This is a genomic window from Streptomyces sp. BF23-19 (genome assembly GCF_041106355.1).
Taxonomy (GTDB): domain Bacteria; phylum Actinomycetota; class Actinomycetes; order Streptomycetales; family Streptomycetaceae; genus Streptomyces; species Streptomyces virginiae_A.
The window spans coordinates 78,750-101,596 of sequence record NZ_JBGBPT010000011.1; the positions used below are offsets into that span (position 1 = coordinate 78,750).

At 70.4% G+C, this 22,847-nt stretch carries 18 protein-coding genes; 5 read left to right on the top strand and 13 right to left on the bottom strand.

Annotated elements, in window-relative coordinates; genetic code table 11:
- Positions 1–11: 11 nt before the first annotated feature.
- The 5 genes from tkt (at position 12) to pgl (ending at position 6,800) form a co-directional block, all read left to right on the top strand.
- Positions 12–2,099, top strand: coding sequence for a transketolase (tkt, locus tag AB8A24_RS09235; protein WP_328963803.1), 2,088 nt, complete (start codon positions 12–14; stop codon positions 2,097–2,099).
- 34 nt (positions 2,100–2,133) lie between these two features.
- Complete coding sequence (tal, locus tag AB8A24_RS09240) at positions 2,134–3,252, top strand: transaldolase (RefSeq protein ID WP_369475320.1); 1,119 nt, start codon at positions 2,134–2,136, stop codon at positions 3,250–3,252.
- Positions 3,253–3,257: 5 nt separating this feature from the next.
- Positions 3,258–4,784, top strand: a complete 1,527-nt coding sequence (gene zwf / locus AB8A24_RS09245) for a glucose-6-phosphate dehydrogenase (RefSeq protein WP_030720386.1) — start codon at positions 3,258–3,260, stop codon at positions 4,782–4,784.
- A complete protein-coding gene (opcA, locus tag AB8A24_RS09250) occupies positions 4,781–5,809 on the top strand; it encodes a glucose-6-phosphate dehydrogenase assembly protein OpcA (RefSeq protein WP_328963801.1) in 1,029 nt (342 codons plus the stop codon). The genes zwf and opcA overlap by 4 nt, the downstream gene beginning before the upstream one ends.
- A 208-nt stretch (positions 5,810–6,017) precedes the next feature.
- Entirely contained in the window at positions 6,018–6,800 is a 783-nt protein-coding gene (gene pgl, locus AB8A24_RS09255) for a 6-phosphogluconolactonase (protein WP_328963800.1), read from the top strand.
- A gap of 64 nt (positions 6,801–6,864) precedes the next feature.
- Here pgl and pgi read toward each other — a convergent pair whose 3' ends face one another.
- The 13 genes from pgi to AB8A24_RS09320 all read right to left on the bottom strand — a co-directional run bounded on the left by pgi (position 6,865) and on the right by AB8A24_RS09320 (position 22,658).
- Positions 6,865–8,520, bottom strand: a complete 1,656-nt coding sequence (gene pgi, locus AB8A24_RS09260; protein WP_328966032.1) for a glucose-6-phosphate isomerase — start codon at positions 8,518–8,520, stop codon at positions 6,865–6,867.
- A gap of 149 nt (positions 8,521–8,669) precedes the next feature.
- Positions 8,670–9,005: an RNA polymerase-binding protein RbpA gene (locus AB8A24_RS09265; protein WP_010352468.1), complete on the bottom strand. Its 336-nt coding sequence runs from the start codon at positions 9,003–9,005 to the stop codon at positions 8,670–8,672.
- Positions 9,006–9,186: 181 nt separating this feature from the next.
- A complete protein-coding gene (gene secG, locus AB8A24_RS09270) occupies positions 9,187–9,417 on the bottom strand; it encodes a preprotein translocase subunit SecG (RefSeq protein WP_030720398.1) in 231 nt (76 codons plus the stop codon).
- Positions 9,418–9,547: 130 nt separating this feature from the next.
- Positions 9,548–10,324, bottom strand: a complete 777-nt coding sequence (tpiA, locus tag AB8A24_RS09275; protein WP_328963799.1) for a triose-phosphate isomerase — start codon at positions 10,322–10,324, stop codon at positions 9,548–9,550.
- Between the two features lie 6 nt (positions 10,325–10,330).
- Complete coding sequence (gene pgk / locus AB8A24_RS09280; protein ID WP_369475321.1) at positions 10,331–11,545, bottom strand: phosphoglycerate kinase; 1,215 nt, start codon at positions 11,543–11,545, stop codon at positions 10,331–10,333.
- A gap of 131 nt (positions 11,546–11,676) precedes the next feature.
- The gene (gene gap, locus AB8A24_RS09285) at positions 11,677–12,684 is read right to left on the bottom strand and encodes a type I glyceraldehyde-3-phosphate dehydrogenase (protein ID WP_030009077.1); all 1,008 of its coding nucleotides are present in this window, start codon (positions 12,682–12,684) and stop codon (positions 11,677–11,679) included.
- 231 nt (positions 12,685–12,915) lie between these two features.
- Entirely contained in the window at positions 12,916–15,876 is a 2,961-nt protein-coding gene (locus AB8A24_RS09290) for a M14 family zinc carboxypeptidase (protein WP_369475322.1), read from the bottom strand.
- 138 nt (positions 15,877–16,014) lie between these two features.
- A complete protein-coding gene (whiA, locus tag AB8A24_RS09295) occupies positions 16,015–17,010 on the bottom strand; it encodes a DNA-binding protein WhiA (protein WP_030009075.1) in 996 nt (331 codons plus the stop codon).
- Positions 17,001–18,065 (bottom strand): uridine diphosphate-N-acetylglucosamine-binding protein YvcK, encoded by a 1,065-nt coding sequence (yvcK, locus tag AB8A24_RS09300; protein ID WP_030720408.1) that lies wholly within the window; start codon positions 18,063–18,065, stop codon positions 17,001–17,003. Before yvcK ends, whiA begins: the two co-directional genes overlap by 10 nt.
- Complete coding sequence (gene rapZ, locus AB8A24_RS09305; protein ID WP_030720410.1) at positions 18,062–19,009, bottom strand: RNase adapter RapZ; 948 nt, start codon at positions 19,007–19,009, stop codon at positions 18,062–18,064. The genes yvcK and rapZ overlap by 4 nt, the downstream gene beginning before the upstream one ends.
- Positions 19,006–21,024, bottom strand: coding sequence for an excinuclease ABC subunit UvrC (gene uvrC / locus AB8A24_RS09310; RefSeq protein WP_328963796.1), 2,019 nt, complete (start codon positions 21,022–21,024; stop codon positions 19,006–19,008). Before uvrC ends, rapZ begins: the two co-directional genes overlap by 4 nt.
- 228 nt (positions 21,025–21,252) lie before the next feature.
- Positions 21,253–22,044, bottom strand: a complete 792-nt coding sequence (locus AB8A24_RS09315; RefSeq protein ID WP_328966031.1) for a hypothetical protein — start codon at positions 22,042–22,044, stop codon at positions 21,253–21,255.
- Positions 22,045–22,049: 5 nt separating this feature from the next.
- Positions 22,050–22,658: a papain-like cysteine protease family protein gene (locus AB8A24_RS09320; protein ID WP_266485042.1), complete on the bottom strand. Its 609-nt coding sequence runs from the start codon at positions 22,656–22,658 to the stop codon at positions 22,050–22,052.
- Between the last annotated feature and the right edge of the window lie 189 nt (positions 22,659–22,847).

Here is a 22,847-nt window from a genome sequence, read left to right on the forward strand (position 1 = left end):
CCTGACCCACGGTGAGCACCAAGCCGACCACCACAGAGCTCGAGTGGACCGAACTGGACCAGCGGGCCGTCGACACCGCCCGCATCCTGGCCGCTGACGCGGTCCAGAAGGTCGGAAACGGCCACCCCGGTACGGCGATGAGCCTGGCCCCCGCCGCTTACACCCTCTTCCAGAAGGTGATGCGGCATGACCCGGCGGACCCCGAGTGGGTGGGCCGCGACCGCTTCGTGCTCTCCGCGGGGCACTCGTCCCTGACGCTCTACACCCAGCTCTACCTCGGTGGGTTCGGGCTGGAGCTGGCGGACCTCGAGGCGTTCCGCACCTGGGGCTCCAAGACCCCCGGCCACCCGGAGTACGGCCACACCAAGGGCGTCGAGACCACCACCGGCCCTCTCGGCCAGGGCATCGCCAACGCGGTGGGCATGGCCATGGCCTCGCGCTACGAGCGCGGCCTGTTCGACCCGGAGGCCGCCCCGGGCACCTCCCCGTTCGACCACATGATCTACGCGATCGCGGGCGACGGCTGCCTCCAGGAGGGCATCTCCCACGAGGCGTCCGCGCTGGCCGGCCACCAGAAGCTCGGCAACCTCGTCCTGCTGTGGGACGACAACCACATCTCCATCGAGGGTGACACGGAGACGGCCGTCTCCGAGGACACCCTGAGGCGTTACGAGGCGTACGGCTGGCACGTCCAGCGCGTCGCGCAGCAGGAGAACGGCGACCTCGACCCGAAGGCGCTCTTCGCCGCCCTCCAGGCCGCCAAGGCCGAGACCGGCCGCCCGTCCTTCATCGCGGCCCGTTCGATCATCGCCTGGCCCGCCCCGCACGCCCAGAACACCGAGGCCGCCCACGGCTCGGCGCTCGGCGACGACGAGGTCGCGGCCACCAAGCGCGTGCTCGGCTTCGACCCGGAGAAGACCTTCGAGGTCTCCGACGAGGTCATCGCCCACACCCGCGCGCTGGGGGACCGCGGCCGCGAGGCCAAGGCCGAGTGGGAGAAGGAGTTCTCCGCCTGGCGCACCGCCAACTCGGAGCGCGCCGCCGAGTTCGACCGCATCAACGCCAACGAGCTGCCCGCGGGCTGGGAGGACAAGCTCCCCGTCTTCGAGGCCGGCAAGGGTGTCGCCACCCGCGCCGCCTCCGGCAAGGTCCTCGGCGCGCTCGGCGCGGTCATCCCGGAGCTGTGGGGCGGCTCGGCCGACCTGGCCGGCTCGAACAACACCACCATCGACAAGGACTCCTCGTTCCTGCCGGTGGGGAACCCGCTGCCGGAGGCCGACCCGTACGGCCGCACCATCCACTTCGGCATCCGCGAGCACGCCATGGCCGCGTCCATGAACGGCATCGCCCTGCACGGCCACACCCGCATCTACGGCGGCACCTTCCTGGTGTTCTCCGACTACATGCGCAACGCCGTCCGCCTCTCCGCGCTGATGCACCTGCCGGTGACGTACGTGTGGACGCACGACTCCATCGGTCTGGGCGAGGACGGCCCGACCCACCAGCCGGTCGAGCACCTCGCCTCGCTGCGCGCCATCCCGGGCCTGAACATCGTCCGTCCGGCCGACGCCAACGAGACCGCCATCGCCTGGCGCGAGATCCTGCGCCGCCACACCAAGGTCTTCGGCAAGGGTGCCCCGCACGGCCTCGCCCTGACCCGCCAGGGTGTGCCGACCTACGAGCGCAACGAGGCGGCCGCCAAGGGCGGCTACGTCCTGTTCGAGGCCGAGGGCGGCCCGGCGCAGGTCCTCCTCATCGGTACCGGCTCCGAGGTGCACCTCGCCGTCGAGGCCCGCGAGCAGCTCCAGGCCCAGGGCGTTCCCACCCGGGTCGTCTCGATGCCGTCCGTCGAGTGGTTCGAGGAGCAGGACCAGGAATACAAGGACAGCGTCCTGCCGCCGTCGGTGAAGGCCCGTGTCGCGGTCGAGGCGGGCATCGGCCTGACCTGGCACCGCTACGTCGGCGACGCCGGCCGGATCGTCTCGCTGGAGCACTTCGGTGCCTCGGCCGACGCGAAGGTGCTCTTCCGCGAGTTCGGCTTCACCGCCGAGAACGTGGCGGCCGCCGCCAAGGAATCCCTCGAAGCCGCTGCGCGCTGACGCCGGTACGCAACCAAGTAGGAGATGTAATCCCATGACAGACGCACTCAAGCGCCTCTCCGACGAAGGCGTCGCGATCTGGCTGGACGACCTGTCCCGCAAGCGCATCACGTCCGGCAACCTGGCCGAGCTCATCGACCAGTCGCACGTGGTCGGTGTCACCACCAACCCGGCGATCTTCCAGAAGGCCATCAGCGGCGGCGAGGGCTACGAGCAGCAGCTCACCGACCTCGCGACCCGCAAGGTCACCGTGGAAGAGGCCCTGCGCATGATCACGACGGCGGACGTCAGGGACGCCGCCGACATCCTGCGCCCGGTCTACGACCGCACCGACGGCCAGGACGGCCGCGTGTCGATCGAGGTCGACCCGCGCCTGGCGCACAACACCCCGGCGACCATCGCCGAGGCCAAGCAGCTCGCCTGGCTGGTGGACCGCCCGAACACGCTCATCAAGATCCCGGCGACCAAGGCCGGCCTGCCGGCGATCACCGAGGTCATCGGCAAGGGCATCAGCGTCAACGTCACGCTGATCTTCTCGCTGGAGCGCTACCGCGAGGTCATGGACGCGTACGTGTCGGGTCTGGAGAAGGCCAAGGCCGCCGGCCTGGACCTCTCGCTGATCCACTCGGTCGCCTCCTTCTTCGTGTCCCGTGTGGACTCGGAGATCGACAAGCGCCTCGACGCGGTCGGCACCGACGAGGCGAAGGCCCTCAAGGGCAAGGCGGCGCTCGCCAACGCCCGTCTGGCCTACGAGGCCTACGAGGAGGTCTTCGCCTCGGAGCGCTGGGCCGCCCTGGAGCGGGTCGGCGCCAACAAGCAGCGTGCGCTGTGGGCCTCGACCGGCGTCAAGGACCCGGCGTACAAGGACACCCTGTACGTGGACGACCTGGTCGCCCCGAACACGGTGAACACCATGCCGGTGGCCACCCTGGAGGCCACCGCCGACCACGGGCAGATCACGGGCGACACCGTGCGCGGCACCTATGAGCAGGCTCGCGCCGAGCTCGACGCGGTCGCGAAGCTTGGCATCTCGTACGACGATGTGGTGCAGCTGCTCGAGGACGAGGGCGTCGAGAAGTTCGAGGCGTCCTGGAACGACCTGCTGAAGTCGACCGAGGCGGAGCTTGAGCGCCTCGCCCCCACGGAGGCCTGAACACCTTGTCTGTAAACGGAGCGAACCCGCTTCGTGACGCACAGGACCGGCGGCTCCCGCGTATCGCGGGGCCGTCCGGCCTGGTCATTTTCGGCGTTACGGGTGACCTGTCGCGCAAGAAGCTGATGCCTGCCGTCTACGACCTGGCCAACAGAGGCCTGCTCCCGCCGGGCTTCTCGCTGATCGGGTTCGCCCGCCGCGAGTGGCAGGACGAGGACTTCGCGCAGGTGGTCCACGACGCCGTCAAGGAGCACTCCCGGACGCCCTTCCGCGAGGAAGTGTGGCAGCAGCTCGTGCAGGGCTGCCGTTTCGTCTCGGGCGACTTCGACGACGACGCCGCCTTCGAGACCCTGAAGGCGACCATAGAGGAGCTGGACAAGGCACAGGGCACGGGCGGCAACTTCGCCTTCTACCTGTCCGTCCCGCCGAAGTTCTTCCCCAAGGTGGTCCAGCAGCTCAAGGACCACGGGCTGGCGCAGAAGGAGGGCTCCTGGCGGCGTGCCGTCATCGAGAAGCCCTTCGGACACGACCTGAAGAGCGCCGAGGAACTGAACAAGGTCGTCCACGAGGTCTTCCCGCGTGACGAGGTCTTCCGGATCGACCACTACCTCGGCAAGGAGACCGTCCAGAACATCCTGGCGCTCCGCTTCGCCAACACGATGTTCGAGCCGATCTGGAACCGGTCGTACGTCGACCACGTGCAGATCACCATGGCCGAGGACATCGGCATCGGCGGCCGGGCGGGCTACTACGACGGCATCGGCGCGGCCCGTGACGTCATCCAGAACCACCTGCTGCAGCTGCTCGCGCTGACCGCGATGGAGGAGCCCGGCTCCTTCCACCCCAAGGCGCTGGTGGCCGAGAAGCTCAAGGTGCTGACCGCCGTGGAGCTGCCGGAGGACCTGGGCAAGCACACCGTGCGCGGCCAGTACTCGGCGGCCTGGCAGGGCGGCGAGAAGGTCGTCGGGTACCTCGAAGAGGACGGCATCGACCCCAAGTCGAAGACCGACACCTACGCGGCCATCCGCCTGGAGATCAACAACCGTCGCTGGGCGGGCGTCCCGTTCTACCTGCGGACGGGCAAGCGCCTGGGCCGCCGGGTGACCGAGATCGCGGTCGTCTTCAAGCGGGCCCCGTACCTGCCGTTCGAGTCGGGCGCGACCGAGGAACTGGGCCAGAACGCGCTGGTCATCCGGGTCCAGCCGGACGAGGGCGTGACGGTCCGCTTCGGCTCCAAGGTTCCGGGCACCTCGATGGAGGTCCGGGACGTCACGATGGACTTCGCCTACGGCGAGTCCTTCACGGAGTCGAGCCCCGAGGCGTACGAGCGACTCATCCTCGACGTGCTCCTCGGCGACGCGAACCTCTTCCCGCGTCACCAGGAGGTCGAACTGTCCTGGAACATCCTCGACCCGATCGAGGAGTACTGGGACAAGCACGGCAAGCCCGCGCAGTACCCGTCGGGCACCTGGGGGCCGGTCGAGGCGGACGAGATGCTCGCACGAGACGGACGGAGCTGGCGCCGGCCATGAAGATCGACCTCACGGAGACCAACTCCAGCAAGATCAATGCCGCGATGGTGCAGGCACGCCGGGACATCGGCACGCCGGCCATCGGCATGGTCCTCACGCTGGTGATCGTGACCGACGAGGAGAACGCGTACGACGCGCTCAAGTCGGCGAACGACGCGTCCCACGAACACCCCTCGCGGATCGTCGTCGTCATCAAGCGGGCCAGCCGCTCGCCACGCAGCCGCCGCGACGCCCGGCTCGACGCGGAGATCCGCGTCGGGGCGGACTCCGGCAGCGGTGAAACGGTTGTGCTCCGCCTTCACGGCGAACTGGTCGACCACGCCCAGTCGGTGGTTCTCCCGCTGCTCCTGCCGGACGCCCCTGTGGTCGTCTGGTGGCCGGACGGTGCCCCCGCGGACCTGGCGGGCGATCCGCTGGGTGCGCTCGGGCAGCGCCGGATCACGGACACGTACTCCTGCGAGGACCCGATCAGGGCGCTCGGCGGCCGGGCGGGGGCGTACGCCCCAGGGGACACCGACCTGTCGTGGACCCGGATCACCCCGTGGCGCTCCATGCTGGCCGCGGCACTGGACCAGCAGGCCCTGTCGGTCGTCTCGGCGACCGTCGAGGGCGAGGACGAGAACCCGAGCTGCGAACTGCTGGCCATGTGGCTGGCGGACCGGCTCCAGGTCCCCGTCAGGCGCACGCTGTCGTCGGGCCCGGGCCTGACGGCCGTACGCCTGGCCACCAAGGACGGCGACATCGTCCTGGACCGGGCGGACGGCGCGCTGGCCACGCTGTGCATGCCGGGGCAGCCCGACCGTGCGGTGGCGCTCAAGCGCCGCGACACGGCCGAGCTCCTGGCGGAGGAGCTGCGCAGGCTGGACCCGGACAACACGTACGAGGCCTCGCTGAAGTTCGGCGTGGCGCGGCTGGAGGCGTCGGCGACCCCGGCGGAGCCGGAACCCGCGGTCGCTCCGGCGGAGCAGGCCCCGGAGCCGACTCCGGCGCCGGCTCCGAAGCCCAAGAGGGCCAAGGCCAAGTAGAGGCCCCTGCGGGACCGTACCGGGGCTCCGCCCCGGACCCCGCGCCTCAAACGCCGGCGAGGCTGGATTGTCAGCCCGTCCGGCGTTTGAGGACCGGGTCCGGGCAGAGCCCGGGAAATGGCGAAAGGGCGGGGCGGGGACCAGCTCCGCGCAGCGGCACCCGCACCGCATCCCACCCGCACAACCACGAAGGCGGCAGCACATGGGTATGACGACTCCCCAGGTCGTCGTCCACCGGGACAAGGAACTGATGGCTCAGGCCACCGCGGCCCGGCTCATCACGAAGATCGTGGACGCGCAGACGGCCCGCGGCACCGCGTCCGTCGTCCTCACCGGCGGACGCAACGGCAACGGCCTGCTCGCGGCCCTGGCCACCGCCCCCGCGAGGGACGCGATCGACTGGTCCCGGCTGGACCTGTGGTGGGGCGACGAGCGGTACGTCCCCGCCGACGACCCCGAGCGCAACCACACCCAGGCCCGTGCGGCCCTCCTGGACGCGGTCCCGGTGGACCCCGCCCGCGTGCACGTGATGCCCGCCTCGGACGGCCCGTACGGGGGCGACGTGGACGCCGCGGCGGCCGCTTACGCGGCCGAGCTGGCGAAGGCGGCCGGCCCGGAGGACCACGGTCCGGTCCCCACCTTCGACGTGCTGATGCTGGGCGTGGGCCCGGACACGCACGTGGCCTCGCTGTTCCCGGAGCACCCGGCGGCCCGCGAGACCGAGCGCACGGTGGTCGGCGTGCACGGCGCCCCGAAGCCCCCGCCCACCCGGATCTCGCTCACGCTCCCGGCGATCCGGGCGGCCCGTGAGGTCTGGCTGCTGGCCGCGGGCGAGGACAAGGCCGGGGCGGTCTCCCTGGCCCTCGGCGGCGCGGGCGGGGTCCAGGCCCCGGCCGCGGCGGCGTACGGCCGCTCCCGCACCCTGTGGCTCCTGGACCGCGCGGCGGCGGCCAAGCTCCCGACCGGGATGTACCCCCCGGCCTCCTCCTGACGGCGGCCGACGTGTGAAGGGCCCGCCTCCCGGTATCGGGAGGCGGGCCCTTCACTTGTTCGGATCAGCCGCGGCCGCGCAGCTTCCGGTACGTGGCGACCAGGGCCTTCGTCGAGGCGTCCAGCCCCGGCACGTCCGCACCCTCGCTCAGCGCGGGCTCGACGCGCTTGGCGAGCACCTTGCCGAGCTCGACGCCCCACTGGTCGAAGGAGTCGATGTTCCACACCGCGCCCTGGACGAACACCTTGTGCTCGTAGAGCGCGATCAGCTGGCCCAGCACCGACGGGGAGAGCTCCCCGGCCAGGATGGTGGTCGTCGGGTGGTTCCCGTGGAAGGTCTTGTGCGGGACCAGCGACTCCGGGGCGCCCTCGGCACGCACCTCGTCGGCCGTCTTGCCGAAGGCCAGCGCCTGGGTCTGCGCGAAGAAGTTCGCCATCAGCAGGTCGTGCTGGGCCGCCGGGGCGGCCTCCAGCTCCGCCACCGGCCGGGCGAAGCCGATGAAGTCCGCGGGGATCACCTTCGTCCCCTGGTGGATCAGCTGGTAGTAGGCGTGCTGTCCGTTGGTGCCGGGCGTGCCCCAGACCACCGGGCCCGTCTGCCACTCCACCGGATTGCCCTCGCGGTCCACGGACTTGCCGTTGGACTCCATGTCGAGCTGTTGCAAGTACGCCGTGAACCGCGAGAGGTAGTGGCTGTACGGGAGCACCGCGTGCGACTGGGCGTCGAAGAAGGCGCCGTACCAGATCCCCAACAGGCCCATCAGCAGCGGGGCGTTCTCGTGCGCGGGAGCCGTCCGGAAGTGCTCGTCCATGGCGTGGAAGCCGCCGAGCATCTCCCGGAAGGCGTCCGGGCCGATCGCGATCATCAGCGAGAGGCCGATGGCGGAGTCGAAGGAGTAGCGTCCGCCGACCCAGTCCCAGAACCCGAACATGTTGGCCGGATCGATGCCGAACTCGGTGACCTTCTCGGCGTTGGTGGACAGCGCCACGAAGTGCCGGGCCACGGCGGCCTGGTCCCCGCCCAGTCCGGCGAGCAGCCAACCACGCGCCGAGGTGGCGTTGGTGATGGTCTCGATGGTGGTGAAGGTCTTGGAGGCGATGATGAACAGCGTCTCGGCCGGGTCCAGGCCCCGCACGGCCTCGTGCAGGTCGGCGCCGTCGACGTTGGAGACGAAGCGCACCGTCAGATCGCGGTCGGTGAAGGCGCGCAGGGCCTCGTAGGCCATGGCCGGGCCGAGGTCGGAGCCGCCGATGCCGATGTTGACGACGTTGCGGATGCGCTTGCCGGTGAAGCCCTTCCACGCGCCCGACCGGATCTGGTCGGAGAAGGCCGCCATCTTGTCGAGGACGGCGTGCACCTCGGGGACGACGTTCTCGCCGTCCACCTCGACGACCGCGTCGGCCGGTGCGCGCAGGGCGGTGTGCAGCACCGCCCGGTCCTCGGTCGTGTTGATCTTCTCGCCACGGAACATCGCCTCGCGCAGCTCGGCCACGCCCGTGGCGCCGGCCAGCTCGTGGAGCAGCGCGAGCGTCTCGTCGGTGACGAGGTGCTTCGAGTAGTCGATGTGCAGGTCCCCGACCTGCAGGGTGTAGCCGGCGCCGCGGCCGGGATTCTCCTCGAACAGTTCCCGCAGATGCGTCTGCCCGAACTCCTCCCGGTGCTTGCCCAGTGCCAGCCACTCGGGCGTCCGGGTCAGCTTCGTACGGCTGCCTGCATTCATCTCGGACATCAACCCACTTCTTCCGTCCTGTCGTGCCCCGCCGGCTCCAACCTAAGGGATCAGAAGCGGCAGAACGCACACAAAGAGGCCCGGTCCCACAGGAGAAGTTCCTGTGGGACCGGGCCTCACGTCACACTCTTCGAGCCGGCTCAGATCTCGCCGCGGAGCTTGGCGAGCGCCTCGGCGAGGATCGCCTCGCCATCGGCGTCCGAGCGCCGTTCCCGTACGTACGCCAGGTGCGTCTTGTACGGCTCGGTGCGCGGAGGCGCGGGCGGGTTGTCCCGATCCTGGCCGGCCGGAAACCCGCAGCGCGGGCAGTCCCAGGTGTCGGGCACCTGCGCGTCGCTGGCGAAGCTCGGCTGCGTCTCGTGCCCGTTCGAGCACCAGAAGGAGATGCGCAGACGGGGCGCGGACTCGCCGCGCTCCGCCTCACCCATCGGCCCCGCTCCGACCCGGCTACCACGGATCGCGTTGCCACTTGCCACGGTCGTAACTCCCTGCGTGATGGTGCCGCGGAAGGTGAGTGGAATTCCGCCGCGGAGCGCCCAAGTCTACGTAAGGCCCAACGCACGTCCAGTGAGCGGAGTTACTGATTCCACGCGATGAACGCCGACCCTCATTCTAGGCCGGGCGGTGCCGACCGGACTGCCGGAATGGCCAGAACGGTCAGGTGCTCGACTTCGTCAGCAGGCCGAGCGCGACGATGCACGCGAACCACAGCAGACCGACCACCACGGTGATGCGGTCGAGGTTGCGCTCCGCTACGGAGGAACCGCCGACCGACGACTGCATACCGCCGCCGAACATGTCGGAGAGGCCGCCGCCCTTGCCCTTGTGCATCAGCACGAGCAGCATCAGCAGGGCGCTGAAGACGATCAGGGCGATCGAGAACCCCATAATCACGGCTGATTCCTACTTTCTGGCTTTTTCGGGCTTTCCGGCTTTGCGAGATGTGCACGGGGGCCAGGGGCTGATGCATCAGCCTCCGGCCCCCGCAAGGGTACGACGGATCCGCCCTACCGCATACTCACTGGTCGCGGAAGCGGACGATCTTGACGAACTCCTCCGCGTCCAGCGCCGCGCCGCCGATCAGGGCTCCGTCGACGTCGGGCTGGGCCATGATCGCCGCGATGTTCCCGGACTTCACGGAGCCGCCGTACTGGATGCGGACCTTGTCGGCCAGCTCCTGCGAGTACAGCTCGGCGAGACGGCCGCGGATCGCCCCGCAGACCTCCTGGGCGTCGTCGGGGGTGGCGACCTCGCCGGTCCCGATGGCCCAGACGGGCTCGTAGGCGATCACGATGGACTCGACCTGCTCGGCCGGGACGCCTTCCAGGCCGCCGTCGAGCTGGCTGAGGGTGTAGGAGACCTGCTCGCCGGCCTTACGGACGTCCAGGCCCTCGCCGACGCACAGGATCGGGGTGATCCCGTGCCGGTAGGCGGCCTTGACCTTGGCGTTGCAGATCTCGTCGGTCTCGCCGTGGTACTGGCGGCGCTCGCTGTGGCCGACGGCCACGAACGTGCACTTCAGCTTCGACAGCATCGGGCCGGAGATCTCACCGGTGTAGGCACCGGAGTCGTGCGCGGAGATGTCCTGCGCGCCGTACTTGATCTTCAGCTTGTCGCCGTCGACCAGGGTCTGGACCGAGCGGAGGTCGACGAAGGGCGGCAGGACCGCGACCTCGACGGCGTCGTAGTCCTTGTCCGCGAGGGCGAAGGCGAGCTTCTGGACGTGGGCGATGGCCTCGAGGTGGTTGAGGTTCATCTTCCAGTTGCCCGCCATGAGCGGGGTGCGCGTGGTCATACGGGTTCAGCCCTCCAGGGCGGCGAGGCCGGGGAGCGTCTTGCCCTCGAGGTATTCGAGGGAGGCGCCGCCACCGGTCGAGATGTGGCCGAATGCATTCTCGTCGAAGCCCAGGATGCGGACCGCGGCGGCGCTGTCGCCACCGCCGACGACGGTGAAGGCGCTGCTGTCGAGCAGGGCCTGGGCGACGGCCGTGGTGCCCCCGGCGTAGTCGGGGTGCTCGAAGACGCCCACCGGGCCGTTCCAGAAGACGGTCTTGGCGTCGGCGATCTTCGACGCGTACAGCTCACGCGTCTTGGGGCCGATGTCCAGACCCTCCTGGTCGGCGGGGATCTTGTCCGCGTCGACGATCGCGAAGGTGGCCGGGGTCTTGCCCTTGAGGTCCGGGAACTCCGAGGAGACCAGGACGTCGACCGGGAGGACCAGCTCGACGCCGGTGTCCTCGGCGCGCTTCATGTACTCCTTGACGACCTCCACCTGGTCCTTCTGGAGCAGGGAGATGCCGACCTCGTAGCCCTTGGCGTAGAGGAAGGTGTAGGCCATGCCGCCGCCGATGAGGATGCGGTCGGCCTTGCCGAGCAGCTGGTCGATGACGGCGAGCTTGTCGGAGACCTTGGCGCCGCCCAGGACCACCACGTACGGGCGCTCGACCTCGGCGGTCAGCTTCTTCAGGACGCCGACCTCGGTGGCGATGAGGTAGCCGGCCGCGTGCGGGAGGCGGGCGGGCAGGTCGAAGACCGAGGCGTGCCCCCGGTGCACGGCGCCGAAGCCGTCGCCCACGTAGACGTCGGCGAGCTCGGCGAGCTGGTCCGCGAAGGCGCCGCGCTCGGCGTCGTCCTTGGACGTCTCGCCGGCGTTGAAGCGCAGGTTCTCGATGACGGCGACCTGGCCGTCGGTGAGAGCCGCGACGGTCTCCTTGGCGGAGGCGCCGACGGTGTCGGTGGCGAACGCCACGTCGGCACCGAGCAGTTCGCCGAGGCGCGTGGCGGCCGGGGCGAGCGAGAACGCCGGCTCGACGCCGGTGCCCTTGGGGCGGCCCAGGTGCGAGGCCACGATGACGCGGGCGCCGGCTTCGGCGAGCTTCGCGATCGTGGGCCGGACGGCGCGGATGCGGCCGTCGTCGGTGATGGTGCCCTCGGCCAGCGGGACGTTCAGGTCCGCGCGGACGAAGACCCGCTTGCCCTTGACGCCTTCGGCGAGCAGTTCATCGATCGTCTTCATGTATTTCTACTCCTTTGAGCCTTCACTCGAAGGGCGAGGAAGGATAACGAAGCAAGCAACAGGGCCCGCGCGGCGCATCATTGCGCTGCTCGGACCCTGTGCTTCACATCGTGGTGCCTTGCCCTACGTTTTTAGAGCTGACCGCCGACGAAGACGGTGAGGTCGACGAGACGGTTGGAGTAGCCCCACTCGTTGTCGTACCAACCGACGACCTTGACCTGCGTACCGTCCTGAACCATGGTCAGGGAGGAGTCGAAGGTGCAGGACGCGGGCCAGTTCACGATGTCGGAAGAGACGATCGCGTCCTCGGTGTAGTCGAGGATGCCCTTGAGCTGCCCCTCCGAAGCCTTCTGGAAGGCCGCGTTGATCTCTTCCACCGTGGTCTCGCGGGAGAGCTCCAGCACCAGGTCGGTCACCGAGCCGGTCGGGACCGGGACGCGCATGGCGATGCCGTCGAGCTTGCCCTTGAGCTGCGGGAGGACCAGCGCGGTGGCCTTGGCGGCACCGGTGGAGGTCGGGATGATGTTCTCGGCCGCGGCGCGGGCGCGACGCAGGTCCGAGTGCGGGAAGTCCAGGATGCGCTGGTCGTTCGTGTACGCGTGGACCGTCGTCATCATGCCCTTGACGATGCCGAAGTTCTCGTCGAGGACCTTGGCCATCGGCGCCACACAGTTGGTGGTGCAGGAGGCGTTGGAGATGACGTGGTGGTTGGCCGCGTCGTACTTGTCGTGGTTGACGCCCATCACGATGGTGATGTCCTCGTCCTTGGCCGGAGCCGAGATGAGGACCTTCTTCGCGCCCGCCGCGATGTGCTTGGCGGCGTCGGCCTTCTTCGTGAAGATGCCGGTCGACTCGATGACGATGTCGGCGCCCAGCTCTCCCCAGGGGAGGTTGGCGGGGTCACGCTCGGCGAAGGTTTTGAAGGTCTGGCCACCGACGGTGATGCTGTCGTCGGTGTGGGAGACCTCGGCCTTGAGGCGGCCCAGGATGGTGTCGTACTTGAGCAGATGCACCAGGGTCGCGTTGTCAGTCAGGTCGTTGACACCGACGATCTCGATGTCCGCTCCCTGCTCCAGGAGCGCCCGGAAATAGTTGCGGCCAATTCGGCCAAAACCGTTGATGCCTACGCGGATCGTCACGAACCGATCTCCTCGTTGGTGCGCCGGTAAGAGCGCCGGCGAGCTGTATGGGATGTCCCCGACCGCTTACGACCCTACCTCTCCGTGAGCTTTTGGGTGACATCGGTCGGGGCCTGACACTCCCCCTACTTCCCGGGGGTACTCCCGCGTGGGTCCCGTTCCGGACACTCCGGAACGGGACCCACGGACTTCGACCCCGTCACTCAGGGTGAGCGAGAAACGGGACTCCGATCAGCGGTGCAGTGTGCGCAGTGCCTTACCGACGAGTAGGGCACGGTCCGCCGCGGTGGGCATGTGCTCCAGGCCGAAGCCCAGCAACACCGTGTCACGCGTAGTCACCGCAGCGTAGGACTTGAACAGTTCCCCGGACCGGGCCCAGTCGCCGGGGACTTCGGGACTTCCGGCCGGTGCGGCCTGTGCCGTCCAGGCCCCGAGCGACGTCTCGAATCCCTCCACGGGCTGGTCCGCGCCCTTGACGGAGAGGCGTGCCTCGTCCGCGAAGACGCCGCGGCCGCCCGAGCCCGGGTCGGTGATGTAGGAGAGGGAGAGCTCAACGGTCTTGCCGGCGTAGGCGCTCAGGTCGAAGGAGACCTGCTTCCAGCCGCCGGAGGATCCGGTGAAGCTGTTCCACTTGCCGCTGGTGCCCTGCGGGGTGCAGCCGGCGGCGTCGAGCGTGAGGTAGCGGCGCAGGAACGGGTGGCCGTTGACGAAGAACCCGGCCGCGCACTCCTCCGGGACGGTCGAGCTGCTCAGGCCGCCCGCGTCCGGAAGGGTGGTCCAGTCGTCGCCGCCGGCGGTCCGGGCCTCCAGCGCGGCGTGGTCGTAGCCCTCCTCGACGTTCCAGTTGAGCGCCAGTTTCAGCTGCGGCTGGTCGGCCGCGGTGACCCCGGTGAGGTCGATCGTGCGGACGAGGCGCTTCCAGTCGTCGTCGGCGTGCAGGGCCGCGGCCATGCCGGTGCCGGCGTAGGGGGCGTACGGGTTCACGACCCCGGTGAAGGCTCCCGCCTGAGCGCTCTTGAACTGCGGGAACTGCGCGGGCGCCAGGGTCTCGGAGGTCACGGTGTACCCGCCGGGGGCGTTCAGCGGGTTGCCCGCGGCGTCCGCGACGGTGCCCCGCGCGCCGTTCAGCGCGCCGGCACCGGCGAAGCCGGTGGCTCCGGCGGTGCTCGTACGGCTGTACGCGCCGAGCCAGTACTGGCTGAAGTCGTTGGTCACGGCGCGGCCGACCTGGGCGTTGCCGCCCGCCAGCTCACCGGCCTCGATCAGCTTGCCGCCCTCGTTCAGGAAGTCGCGCACCGCCAACTGGGTCTCGCCGCCGGGGGTCTTGGCCCCCGTGTAGTGGACGGCCGTACCGAAGTGGGAGAGGACCCCGAGGTGGTGCGGGACGCCTTGGACGGCGACGTCCCAGACCGCCGCCGACCTGCCGTTGGCCCGCAGGGCGTCGACGTAGGACTGGGCGTGCTGGGCCTTGGCCCCCTCTTCCGCGATCACCAGGACGTCCGCGCGCGGCCGCTCGGCCACCGTGTACGTGAAGTGCTCACTGGCGACCTGCTTGCCCGAGCGGTCGCGGCCGGTGAACCAGACCTCGACCTTGTCGCCGGGCTTCGCGCCGTCGACCTCGGCGCGGTACTCGTCGAACCAGTTGTTGTCGTCGCCGCCGTAGACCTCGCCGCCCTTCCAGGGCCCCAGGTCCTCGTCGTGCGTGCGGCCGCCGTTGATCCGGAAGTTGAGTTCCTTGTCCTTCAGTGCCTTGCGGGCGGTGACGGAGACCGGCTGGTCCTCGCCGCGGGCGACGTAGGAGGTGGCGAAGGCGTCCACGGTGAAGTCGGCGGCGCTCAGGCCCAGCGAGGACTTCGGACGGTCCGGGGTCGCGGCGCTCTCGCCGACGGAGAGCGCGAAGGGGATGTTCTTGGCGAACTCCGCCTGGATGAGCTTCTCGTCGTCCGGGAAGTTGAAGCCGGAGGCGCAGTCCTCGGGCTTCCACTGATCGTTCGGGTCGCTCGCCGAGGCGGTCTGGCAGGTGGTCATCTCCGGCGTGAACATCATGATGCCGTTGACGTTGGAGGCGTGGCCGTCGGCCTCGCCGTTGGTGGTGTAGAGCTCGGAGGAGACCTGCGGGTAGTAGCCCGGGACGGCGGGGTTCTCCGGGGTGCCGGCGAGCGCCTTGTAGGCGACGTCGTCGGGGGTGGGGGTGGCGACCTGCCAGCCCACGCCGTAGAGCAGCAGCTCGGCCGCGGAGTGGTAGTTGATGGCGTAGTCGAAGCCGATGCGCTTCTCGAAGCGGTCGAGGGCGACGGTCTCCGGCTCGGAGGAGGCGCTCGGGCCGCGGTAGGTCTCGTTCGCCTGGTTCGGCGAGGAGCCCTCGTTGTCGTAGCCCCACTTGAAGGCGAAGTTCCGGTTGAGGTCGACCCCGTCGCCGGGGCCGGTCTTCCCGTCGCCGTTGTTGTCGCGCAGGTTCTTGCGCCACAGCCGCTGGCCGTCGGCCGCGTGCGTGTAGTCGTACCCGTCCGGGTTGGCGGAGAGCAGGAACCACAGCTCGCTGGAGTCCACCAGCTGGGTGATCCGCTGGTCCTTGCCGTAGTTGTCGATGGTGTGGTGCATCAGCCGCCGGGTCATCTCGGGGGTGATCCACTCACGGGCGTGCTGGTTGGACATGTAGAGGACCGACGGCTTGTCGCCGTCCTTGGTCCTCTTGGCGTTCTTGCTGACCTTCAGGGCGAGGATGTCCTTGCCCTGGACGGTCTTGCCGATGGAGACGACCTTGGTGAGCCCCGGGTTCTCCTGCGCGGTCCGCAGGATCTCCTCCTGGAGACCGCCCTTGCCGCTGTACGGGCGGAACACCCCGTCCCCGGCGGCCTTGGCACGGGCGAGGCCCTGGGCGGGAACCTTGCGCTCGGCCAGCTTGACGCCCTGGGCGGCCAGTTCCTCGGCCTGGGCACCGCTGAGGAAGAGCTCGACGCGGGCCGTCCCGGTCTCCGGGGCCCGCTCGGTGAGCTCGTGCGCGTCCTGCCCCGCGGCGAGCACGAGCGGGACCTGTTCCCGGGTGATGTCGGCGTCGTAGACCCGTACCTCATCGGCGCCGGATGCGGCGCCGGGTACCGGCTGGGCCTGCGCCGCGGCGGGTAGCACGGCGAGTGTGGTTCCGAAGACGAGTGCGCTTGCGGCGAGGATCGATCTCGCGCGGTGACTCATGTGCCCCCCTGGGCGTCGTCTGCCACGAAAGCGTTCGGACGCCAGACTCAAGACCGGCCCATGCTCATGTCAATGGGGCGTGCGGCAAAGGGGCCCGCACGAGTGATCGCGCGAGCCCCTTCAGCCGTACCGGATGACCTAACCGGCCATGTTGTCGGCCATCTCCTCGCTGAGGTCGAGGTTCGACTCGGTGCCCGGGATGCCGAGGTCCTGGGCCCGCTTGTCGGCCATCGCCAGCAGGCGGCGGATCCGGCCGGCGACCGCGTCCTTGGTCAGCGGCGGGTCGGCGAGCGCGCCCAGCTCCTCCAGGGAGGCCTGCTTGTGCTCCATGCGCAGCCGGCCGGCCGCGGCCAGGTGCTCGGGGACCTCCTCGCCGAGGATCTCCAGCGCGCGCTGCACGCGGGCTCCGGCGGCCACCGCGGCCCGCGCCGAGCGGCGCAGGTTGGCGTCGTCGAAGTTGGCCAGGCGGTTGGCGGTGGCGCGCACCTCGCGCCGCATCCGCCGCTCCTCCCAGGCCAGCACCGACTCGTGCGCGCCGAGCCGGGTCAACAGGGCGCCGATCGCGTCGCCGTCGCGGACCACGACCCGGTCCACCCCGCGCACCTCGCGCGCCTTTGCGGCGATGGACAGCCTGCGGGCGGCGCCCACCAGGGCCAGGGCGGCCTCCGGGCCGGGGCAGGTGACCTCCAGGGAGGAGGACCGGCCCGGCTCGGTGAGCGAGCCGTGGGCCAGGAAGGCGCCGCGCCAGGCCGCCTCCGCGTCACAGGTGGCCCCGGAGACCACCTGCGGGGGAAGACCCCGGATGGGGCGGCCGCGGCCGTCCACGAGGCCCGTCTGGCGCGCCAGCTGGTCACCGCCGGCCACGACGCGGACCACGTAACGGCTGCCGCGGCGCAGTCCGCCGGGGGCCATCACCACCAGGTCCGAGGAATGGCCGAAGATCTCCAGGATGTCCTTGCGCAGGCGTCTGGCGGCGATCCCCGTGTCCAGCTCCGCCTCGATGACGATGCGGCCGCTCACCAGGTGCAGCCCGCCCGCGAACCGAAGGATCGCCGAGACCTCCGCCTTCCTGCAGCAGGTCCGGGTGACAGGCAGGCGGGAGATCTCATCCTTCACCGCAGGCGTCATCGCCATGGGCCGATCCTTCCATGCATCCGAAAAATACGGTCGTACGCGGCGGCCAGCAGCTCCGGATCGTGCTTCGGAGAGCCGTCCTGCCTGGCCACGGGGGCCAGCTCGACCGCGGCACCGAACCGTTTCGCGGCATCGGCGAGGGACTCGCGGTCGGGCACGGCGGCCTCGTCGGCCAGCACCACGTCCAGGGCGAGTTTAGGGGCGTGTCGGGCCAAAACCTCCAAATGACGCTGCGGAGAGAAGCCCTCTGTTTCGCCGGGCTGCGGCGCGAGGTTCAGCGAGAGCACCCGCCGGGCCTTCGTCTCCATGAGCGCGTCCAGCAGTTCCGGCACCAGCAGGTGCGGAATGACCGAGGAGAACCAGGACCCCGGACCGAGCACCACCCAGTCGGCGTCCAGGACCGCGGCGACGGCCTCCGGCACGGCCGGCGGGTCGCTCGGCACCACCTGTACGGAGAGCACCTCGCCCGGGGTCAGCGCCACCGTGGCCTGCCCGCGGACGGTGTCCACGTCCTCGGGGCGGGCCGGGTCGTGCCCTCTGACCAGGGCCTGGAGTTCCAGCGGCACCGCCGACATCGGCAGCACCCGGCCCTGCGCGCCGAGCAGCTTCCCGACCAGGTCGAGGGCCTGGACGGGATCGCCGAGCTGTTCCCACAGGGCGACGATCAGCAGGTTGCCGACGGCGTGCCCGTGCAGGTCGCCCTCGGACTGGAAGCGGTGCTGGATGACCCGGGCCCAGGTCTGGCCCCAGTCGTCGTCACCGCACAGCGCGGCCAGCGCCTTGCGCAGGTCGCCGGGCGGGAGCACGCCGAGCTCCTCCCGGAGCCGGCCGCTGGACCCGCCGTCGTCGGCGACGGTGACCACGGCGGTGAGGTCACCGGTGATCCGGCGCAGGGCGGCGAGGGAGGCCGACAGGCCCTGGCCGCCGCCGAGCGCCACCACCTTGGGGGTGGCGCCGCGTCGGCGGCCGGAGCGGCCGGAGCGGCCCACGCCGTCCTCGCCCCGTCCCGGGGTGAGGCGGCGCAGGCGGCTCAGCCGCGGGGTCCGTGCGGTCACTCGCGCCCCATGTCCCGATGGACGACGACGGTCTCGACTCCCTCGGAGGCGAGGCGGGCGGCGAGCTTCTCGGACATGGCCACGCTGCGGTGCTTGCCGCCCGTGCAGCCGACCGCGATGGTCACGTACCGCTTGCCCTCGCGGCGGTAGCCGGTGGCGATCAGCTGGAGCAGCTCGGTGTAGCGGTCGAGGAACTCCTTGGCGCCGGGCTGGCTGAAGACGTACCCCGACACCTCCTCGTTGAGCCCGGTGAAGGGGCGCAGCTCCGGGACCCAGTGCGGGTTGGGGATGAAGCGGCAGTCGACGACGAGGTCGGCGTCGACGGGGAGGCCGTACTTGTAGCCGAAGGACATGACGGTGGCCCGCAGCTCGGGCTCCTCGTCCCCGGCGAACTGGGCGTCCATCTTCGCGCGCAGTTCGTGCACGTTCAGGCTGGAGGTGTCGATCACCAGGTCGGCGTCGCCGCGCAGCTCGCGCAGCAGGTCGCGCTCGGCGGCGATGCCGTCGGTGATGCGCCCGTCGCCCTGGAGCGGGTGCGGACGGCGGACCGACTCGAAGCGGCGGACCAGCGCGTCGTCGGAGGACTCCAGGAAGACGATGCGGCGGGTGACGCCCTTGCTGTCGAGGTCGGCGAGGGACTCACGCAGGGCGTCGAAGAACTGGCGGCCGCGGACGTCGACGACGACGGCGATGCGCGCCACGTTGCCCTGGGAGCGCGCGCCGAGCTCGACCATGGTCGGGATCAGGGCCGGCGGGAGGTTGTCGACGACGAACCAGCCGAGGTCCTCCAGACACTTCGCCGCCGTACTGCGGCCGGCCCCGGACATGCCGGAGATGATCACCAGCTCGGGGATGGCCGCCTCGGCGGTCTCGCCGGGCTCCACTGTCGTGCCCGTACTCACCTGTGCTCCGTCTCGGTCGTGCGTGGTCTCGTGCTCGGTCATTGCTCGGTCCCCCGTTCGGACGATGCTCCCGCTGGCGCGGGGGTCTCATCCTCAATGATCTCTCCTGTCGCCGTGTTGACGGCAGGACCAGCGGGAACCGCCTGGGCGAGGGCCGCGGCCACGGTCTCGGCCGTCTTACGACCTATGCCCGGGACCTCGCAGATCTGGTCGATTGTCGCCTGTCTCAGCTTCTTCACCGAACCGAAGTGCTTGATCAGGGCCTGCTTGCGGCTCTCGCCCAGGCCGGGCACCTCGTCCAGCGGGCCGGATTTCAGGCGCTTGCCGCGCTTGTTCCGCTGGTACTGGATGGCGAACCGGTGGGCTTCGTCACGCACCCGCTGGAGCAGGTAGAGGCCCTCGCTGGTGCGCGGCAGCACGACGGGGTCGTCCTCGCCGGGCAGCCAGACCTCCTCCAGCCGCTTGGCCAGGCCGCACACGGCGACGTCGTCGATCCCGAGCTCCTCCAGGGCCCGCTTGGCGGCGGCGACCTGCGGCTGTCCGCCGTCGACCACGACGAGCTGGGGCGGGTACGCGAACCGCTTGGGCCGCCCGTCGTCCTCCGGGACCGACCCGGCGACGTCCTCGCCCTCCTCGGGGTCCCACTCCCCCGTCCTCAGCTTCTCCTGGAGGTAGCGGCGGAAGCGCCGGGAGACCACCTCGTGCATGGAGCGGACGTCGTCCTGCCCCTCGAACGTCTTGATCTGGAAGCGCCGGTACTCGCTCTTGCGGGCCAGCCCGTCCTCGAAGACGACCATCGACGCGACGACGTCGTCACCCTGGAGGTGGGAGATGTCGAAGCACTCGATGCGCAGCGGGGCACTGTCGAGGTCCAGGGCCTCGGCGATCTCCTCCAGGGCCCGGGACCGGGTGGTCAGGTCGCTGGCGCGCTTGGTCTTGTGCAGGGCGAGGGACTGGAGCGCGTTGCGGTGCACGGTCTCCATCAGGGCCTTCTTGTCGCCGCGCTGCGGTATCCGCAGGCTGACCTGGGACCCTCGGCGCTCGGCGAGCCACTGGTTCAGCGCCGGCGTGTCCTCGGGGAGGGCGGGGACCAGCACCTCCTTGGGGACGGCCTCGCCCTTCTCCTCGCCGTACAGCTGCTGGAGGGCGTGCTCGACGAGCCCGGCGGTGTCGACGGCCTCGACCTTGTCGGTGACCCAGCCGCGCTGGCCGCGGACCCGGCCGCCGCGGACGTGGAAGATCTGCACGGCGGCTTCGAGCTCGTCCTCGGCCACGGCAATCAGGTCGGCGTCGGTGGCGTCGGCGAGCACGACGGCGTTCTTCTCCATCGCCCGACGCAGGGCCCCGATGTCGTCGCGCAGCCGGGCGGCCTTCTCGTACTCCATGTCCTCGGCCGCGATGCGCATCTCCTTCTCCAGCCGGGAGAGGTAGGCGCCGGTGCGGCCGGCCATGAAGTCGCAGAAGTCCTCGGCCAGTTCGCGGTGCTCCTCGGGGGTGACCTTGCCGACGCAAGGGGCGGAGCACTTGCCGATGTAGCCGAGCAGGCAGGGGCGGCCGATCTGCGCGGACCGCTTGAACACGCCCGCGGAGCAGGTCCGTACCGGGAAGACCCGGAGCATCAGGTCGACGGTCTCGCGGATCGCCCAGGCATGCCCGTACGGGCCGAAGTACCGCACGCCCTTCTTCTTGGGCCCCCGCATGACCTGGACCCTCGGGTACTCCTCGTTGAGGGTGACGGCGAGGGAGGGGTAGCTCTTGTCGTCCCGGTACTTGACGTTGAACCGGGGGTCGAACTCCTTGATCCAGGAGTACTCCAGCTGCAGCGCCTCGACCTCGGTGGACACCACGGTCCACTCGACGGAGGCGGCCGTGGTCACCATGGTGGCGGTACGGGGGTGCAGGCCCGCGATGTCCTGGAAGTAGCTGGCCAGGCGCTGGCGCAGGCTCTTGGCCTTCCCGACGTAGATCACCCGACGGTGCTCGTCGCGGAACTTGTAGACCCCCGGTGAGTCCGGGATCTGGCCCGGCTCGGGGCGGTAGCTGGAAGGGTCGGCCATGCCAACCACCCTACTTGCGCGCACCGACAACAGACCGTACGCCTCCGGCGCGGTCTGCGGATCCGGCGGTGGCCCCGCGGGCCTTCCGGGCTCCGCCCGCACCCGGTCCTCAAACGCCGGACGGGCTGAAGATCCAGCCTCGCCGGCGTTTGAGGCGCCTCTTCAGCCTCGCCGGCGTTCGAGGCGCGGGGGTCCGGGGGCGGAGCCCCCGTAGCCCCGCGGAGCGGGCTACGCCCCCACGGCCCGGCGGCGCCGGAGCATCAGCAGCCCGCCCCCGCCCAGCGCGAGCGCAGCGGCGCCACCGGTCACGGCCGCGACCGGAGTCCCGTCACCCCCGGCCGGGGCTTCGGCGTAGCCGCCCGCCATGCCCCGCGCGGCATAGGCGGACCCGGGGAGCTTGTCCCCGTACGCCCCGGCCACCCGGGCCCGGTAGGCGTCCAGGCTCGTGCCCCCGGCGCCCACGGCCCGTACCGCGTCCTCGTCCAGCGGGAGCACTCTGCTGCCCCCGGCCACGTACCAGGCGTCGATCTGCGGCTCCCGGAACACCGTCCCGCCGGGCAGCTTCGCCGCGCCCAGCTGCGCGTAGCGGAACTCGTCGTCGCCGGTGGCGATGTTCACGACCGCCCAGCCGGCCTCCGTCCGGGCGGTCCACAGCGCGGCCTGCTGCCCGTCGGAGGAGACGGCCTTGCTGGCGAGGAATTCCAGGCGGGCGACGGGCGCGCCCGCTCTGCCCGCGACGAACTCCGGGGAGAGGTGGTTGACCGGTATCGCCTCGCCCTCGATCCGGGGCCGCGCGGCCGTGAGGGAGACCTTGCCTTCCCGGGCGAAGAAGCGGGAGAGGGTGGCCAGGGTGTCGGGGGCGGTGGCCGCCTGCGCGGCGGCGGCCTTGTTCTCGGCGGTGGCGGCCTGGGGCTGCGGCACCGGGCCCCCGGGGGCCGCGGCGGCCTGTGGGGCGAGGCCGAGGAGGGTGGTGGCGGCGAGGACCGCGGCTGCGGCGGCGGTGGCGGCGCGCAGGGTCATGGCGGTCACGCCCCGATCCGGTAGAGGGAGTGGGTCCAGGAGAAGGTGCTGTTGTCGACGTACCAGGCGTGGGAGGCCCAGTTGTAGCGGTCGCTGGAGGGCCAGGGGTCGCCCCAGTAGACCCAGTTGTTCGCGGTGTCGTAGCCGTAGACGACGTGCATGTGGCCGCCGCCGTTCGACCACTGGATGCGGGTCTCGATCGGCCGGTCGGCGTTGATCTCGGTCTGGACGGTGGAGTACTGGAGCCAGCCGGTCACGTACGAGCCGGGGTTGATGCCCGCCCAGCGCAGCCCGGTCTGGACGTTGCCGAGGGTGGCCTGGTTGTTGGGGCATTCGCTGCCCTGTTGGCGGTTGAAGGCGGCGTTGCAGAACTGGTTCTGGCTGTAGTTCCGGCCGAACCAGGTGGCGATGGTGTTGCCACCGGCGGCCCAGCACCAGTTGGTCTTCGTCTGGGCCTGCATGGTGATGTTCAGCCGCTTGGTGGCGAGGGCGGAGTCGGTGCCGGCCTCGGCAGCGGCGGCGGTGCCGGTGCCGAGGGGCAGGGCGAACAGCAGGGCGGTGAGCACGGCGGTGAGGCAGGCGGCTGGGGAATGCCGCCTGTTTCGGTTGCGCATCGCGTTCCTCCCGATGTGGGGTGTGGGGGGTGGAGGAGCGCGTCCGGACGCTGTTCAGGAGCATCAGGGAGTTGTCGCGATCAGGTCAACACGCTTCAATACGCGGTGACATTGCTATGTGAACGGTGGGGCTGCGGTGTGAACGGTTGCTGCCGTGTCACCTGGTCTCCCGGAGCCACCGCCGCGATC